The organism is Nonomuraea sp. NPDC003201, assembly GCF_053590415.1.
This window is the reverse complement of the sequence record NZ_JBSFTC010000556.1, coordinates 1-4,081: the sequence shown is the minus strand read 5'-3', so window position 1 is coordinate 4,081 and position 4,081 is coordinate 1. Positions and strand designations below refer to the sequence as shown.

Sequence of the window (4,081 nt, the reverse complement as noted above, 5' to 3'; positions counted from 1 at the left end):
CGACGCGCTGGCGCGGGCGCTGGCCTGGGGCGCCGCGGCGGTCCGCCTGCCCGGCAGCCGCATGCCCGGCCCCGCCGACATCGACCCCGTCGTCGTCGCCGTCCACCCGCCCGACCCGTCCCGCCCCCTCACCTCTCCCCTGGTCCCGCACAGCGGCTGATCAACTGCTCATCCCCCCGAAGGAGCAAGTCCATGGCCGACAGTTACACTCCCCCGGTCACCGGAACCGGTGTCAAGGCCACCATCCAGCGCATCGGCGGCCACCTGGCCGGCATGATCATGCCGAACATCGGCGCGTTCATCGCCTGGGGCCTCATCACCGCGCTGTTCATCCCGACCGGCTGGCTGCCCAACGAGACGCTGGCGAAGATGGTCGGCCCGATCATCTCGACCCTGCTGCCGATCCTCATCGCCTACACCGGCGGCCGGATGGTGCACGGGCAGCGCGGCGCGGTCGTGGGCGCGGTGGCGGTGATGGGCGTCGTGGTGGGCACGGACTCTCCGATGTTCCTCGGCGCCATGATCATCGGCCCGCTCACCGCCTTGATCCTGAAATATGTGGACAAGTTCACGGAGCAGCGGACCAAGGCCGGCTTCGAGATGCTCGTGGACAACTTCTCCGCCGGCATCGTGGGCGGCGCGATGGCCGTGGTCGGGATGTTCGGCATCGGCCCGATCGTCCAGACGGTCACCACGGCCGCGGGCAACGCGGTGAGCTGGCTCATCGGCCACAACCTGCTCCCCGTCGCCTCGGTGCTGATCGAGCCGGCCAAGGTCCTGTTCCTGAACAACGCCATCAACCACGGCGTGCTCGGCCCGCTCGGCGTCGCCCAGGCGGCGGAGACGGGCAAGTCGATCCTGTTCATGCTGGAGTCGAACCCGGGGCCCGGCCTCGGGCTGCTGCTGGCGTACCTGCTGTTCGGCCCGCGCGAGCTGCGCCCGAGCACGCCCGCCGCCATGATCATCCACTTCTTCGGCGGCATCCACGAGATCTACTTCCCGTACGTGCTCATGAAGCCCCGCCTCATCCTCGCGGTCATCGCGGGCGGCGCGGCCGGCGTGTTCACGTTCATGGTCACCGGGGCGGGCCTGGTCGCCACGCCGTCGCCGGGCAGCATCTTCGCCTACATCGCGGTCACGCCTAAGGGCGGTTGGCTCGGCTCCAGCCTGGGGATCCTCGTGGCCACGGGCGTGTCGTTCGCCGTCGCCGCGATCCTGCTCGGCTTCGGCCGGGGCGAGAAGAAGGACGAGTCCGCGGACTCGCAGGAAACCGTCACCGAACCCGCCACCAAGGAGGCCTGAGCCATGGCCGGCATCGACAGCAAGGACATCCACAAGATCATCGTGGCCTGCGACGCGGGCATGGGCAGCAGCGTGATGCTCGCCTCCACGCTGCGCAAGCAGCTCAAGGACACCGGCGTCAGCGTCGAGCACACCCCCGTCAACTCCATCCCCGACGACGCCGACGTGGTCCTGTGCCACGCCGGGCTGGCCGCCCGCGCCAGGGCCGCCGCCCCCGGGAAGGTCCTGGTCTCGTTCCAGATCTTCCTCGGCGACCCGGCGGTGACCCGGCTGGTCAACACCATCAAGAACGGCGGCACGGTCGATGCGTGACGGCCTGCTCGACCCGCGGGCCGTGCTGCTGCACGAGAGCGCCCCCGACCGCGCCGCGGCCATCCGCCGGTGCGGGCGGGCGCTGGTCGAGGTGGGGGCGGTCGCGGAGCCGTACGTCGAGGCGATGCTCGAACGGGAGCGGACGATCTCCACGTACGTCGGCGAGGGCGTGGCCATCCCCCACGGGACCAACGCCTCCAAGGAGGACGTCAAGCGCGACGCCATCTGCGTGGTGCGCTTCCCCGGCGGCATCGACTGGGACGGCGAGCAGGTCACGCTCTGCGTCGGCATCGCGGCCAAGGACGGCGGGCACGTGCCGCTGCTGGCGGCGCTGGCCGAGATCCTGCTCGACCCCGACCGCGCCAGGACGCTGCGCGAGGCCACCGAAGTCTCACAAGTGATGAAGGAGCTCACAGCGTGAAAGTCGCCAGATTCCATGCTCCCGGCGACATCCGGATCGAGGACGCGCCGGAGCCCGTCGCCGGGCCCGGCGAGCTGAAGATCCGCGTACGGAACTGCTCGACGTGCGGCACGGACGCCAAGATCCTCAAGTTCGGGCACCACCACATCAGGCCGCCGCGCGTGATGGGCCACGAGATCGCCGGCGAGGTCGTGGACACGGGCGAGCGGGTGCAGGTGATCGCCGCGATCCCGTGCGGCGCCTGCCCGGAGTGCCTGCGCGGCCGCCTGACCGTCTGCCCGAACCAGGAGTCGATGGGCTACCACTACGACGGCGGCTTCGCCGAGTACATGGTGATCCCGGCCAAGGTGCTGGCCGTGAACGGCGTCAACGCCATCCCGCCGGGCGTCGGCTTCGCCGAGGCGTCGGTGGCCGAGCCCCACGCCTGCGTGCTCAACGGGCAGTCGCTGGCGCGCGTGGGGGCGGGCGACGACGTGGTGGTGATGGGCGCGGGCCCGATCGGCTGCCTGCACCTACGCCTCGCGCGGGCCCGCGGCGCCGCCCGCGTCTTCCTCGTGGACGTCAACCCGCAGCGCCTGGCGATGGCCGCCGAGCTGGTACGCCCGGACGCGGCGATCGACGCGGACCCGGTCGAGCAGGTGTTCAAGCTGACCGGCGGGCGCGGCGCCGACGTGGTGATCACGGCGGCGGCCTCGGGTGCGGCGCAGGAGCAGGCGGTACGGATGGCGGCCCGGCAGGGGCGCATCAGCTTCTTCGGCGGCCTGCCCAAGGACGACCCGCTCGTCACCCTGGACTCCAACCTCGTGCACTACCGCGAGCTGACCATCGTCGGCGCGAACGGCTCCAGCCCGGCCCACAACGCCGAGGCGCTGCGGCTCGTAGCCTCGGGGGACGTGGTGGTGTCCGACCTCATCACCCACCGGTTGCCGCTGCCCCGGGTGCTCGACGGGATCGACCTCGTCAGCAGGGGCGCGGCCATCAAGGTCACTATTGAGCCCTAGGAGGTTCGGGATGGCACAGCGAACGGTGATCGTGGCCTCTGCCAGCGGCCTGCACGCCCGGCCCGCCAAGCTGTTCGTGCAGGCGGCGGCGCGGCTGGGGGTGCCGGTGACGGTGCGGCTCGGGGAGAAGGCGGTCCCGGCGAAGAGCATGCTCGGCGTGCTGTCGCTGGGGGCCGTGCGCGGCACGGAGGTGACGCTGGAGGCGGACGGGCCGGGGGCGGACGAGGCGCTGGACTCGCTGGCGGCGCTGCTCTCGCGCGACCTCGACGCGGAAGAGGCCCTCGATGCCTGACCGGCCCGCCTTCTCCGGTTCGGGCGGGCTGCTGACCGGCCTCGGGGTCAGCCAGGGGCGGGCGGCGGGGCCGACGATGCGGATGGCCGCCCCTCCGACGCTGCCCCCGCCGCGCCCGGTCACCGACCCCGCCGCCGAGTCGGCCGCCGTCGCCGGGGCCCTGGAGGCGGTCGCCGCCGACCTCACCCGGCGCGCCGCCGGCGCCTCAGGGGAGGCGGCGGACATCCTCGAGGCGCTGGCCATGATCGCCGACGACCCGATGCTGCTGGAGGACGCCCAGGGCCGGGCCCAGGAGGGCATGGACGCCGCCCACGCGCTGGACGCGGCCTTCGCGCAGCACCGGGACACGCTGGCCGCGCTCGGCGGCTACCTGGCCGAGCGGGCCGCCGACCTCGACGACCTCAGGCACCGGGCCGTGGCGTTCGCGCTCGGCCTCCCCATGCCGGGGCTCCCCTCCCCCGGCCACCCGTACGTGCTGGTGGCCGAGGACCTCTCCCCCGCCGACACCGCGGGCCTGGGCCCGGACGTGCTGGCGCTGGTGACCGAGCGGGGCGGGCCGACGAGCCACACCGCGATCCTGGCCCGCGGCCGGGGCCTGCCCGCCGTGGTGGCCTGCAAGGGGATCATGGACGTCCCGGACAGCACCGTGGTCGGCGTGGACGGCCGCACCGGCGAGCTCGCCGTCGGCCTCACCGAGCGGGAGGCGACCGAGGTCCAGGAGGCCGACCGCGCGGAGCGGGCCAGGCTGGCGGC

Annotated in this window: 6 protein-coding genes; all 6 read left to right on the top strand. The window is 73.0% G+C overall.

Annotated elements, in window-relative coordinates:
* Positions 1–192 precede the first annotated feature (192 nt).
* On the top strand, positions 193–1,302 hold the full coding sequence (locus ACWDX9_RS60575; RefSeq protein ID WP_350734782.1) for a PTS mannitol transporter subunit IICB: 1,110 nt from the start codon (positions 193–195) through the stop codon (positions 1,300–1,302).
* Between the two features lie 3 nt (positions 1,303–1,305).
* On the top strand, positions 1,306–1,614 hold the full coding sequence (locus ACWDX9_RS60570; RefSeq protein WP_225963163.1) for a PTS lactose transporter subunit IIB: 309 nt from the start codon (positions 1,306–1,308) through the stop codon (positions 1,612–1,614).
* Positions 1,607–2,035 (top strand): PTS sugar transporter subunit IIA, encoded by a 429-nt coding sequence (locus ACWDX9_RS60565; RefSeq protein ID WP_449972990.1) that lies wholly within the window; start codon positions 1,607–1,609, stop codon positions 2,033–2,035. The genes ACWDX9_RS60570 and ACWDX9_RS60565 overlap by 8 nt, the downstream gene beginning before the upstream one ends.
* Complete coding sequence (locus tag ACWDX9_RS60560; RefSeq protein WP_449972988.1) at positions 2,032–3,036, top strand: zinc-dependent dehydrogenase; 1,005 nt, start codon at positions 2,032–2,034, stop codon at positions 3,034–3,036. The genes ACWDX9_RS60565 and ACWDX9_RS60560 overlap by 4 nt, the downstream gene beginning before the upstream one ends.
* 10 nt (positions 3,037–3,046) lie before the next feature.
* Complete coding sequence (locus tag ACWDX9_RS60555) at positions 3,047–3,328, top strand: HPr family phosphocarrier protein (protein WP_449972986.1); 282 nt, start codon at positions 3,047–3,049, stop codon at positions 3,326–3,328.
* Positions 3,321–4,081: PEP-utilizing enzyme (locus ACWDX9_RS60550; protein WP_449972984.1), on the top strand; the 761-nt coding region annotated here is incomplete at its 3' end. The genes ACWDX9_RS60555 and ACWDX9_RS60550, both read left to right, overlap by 8 nt.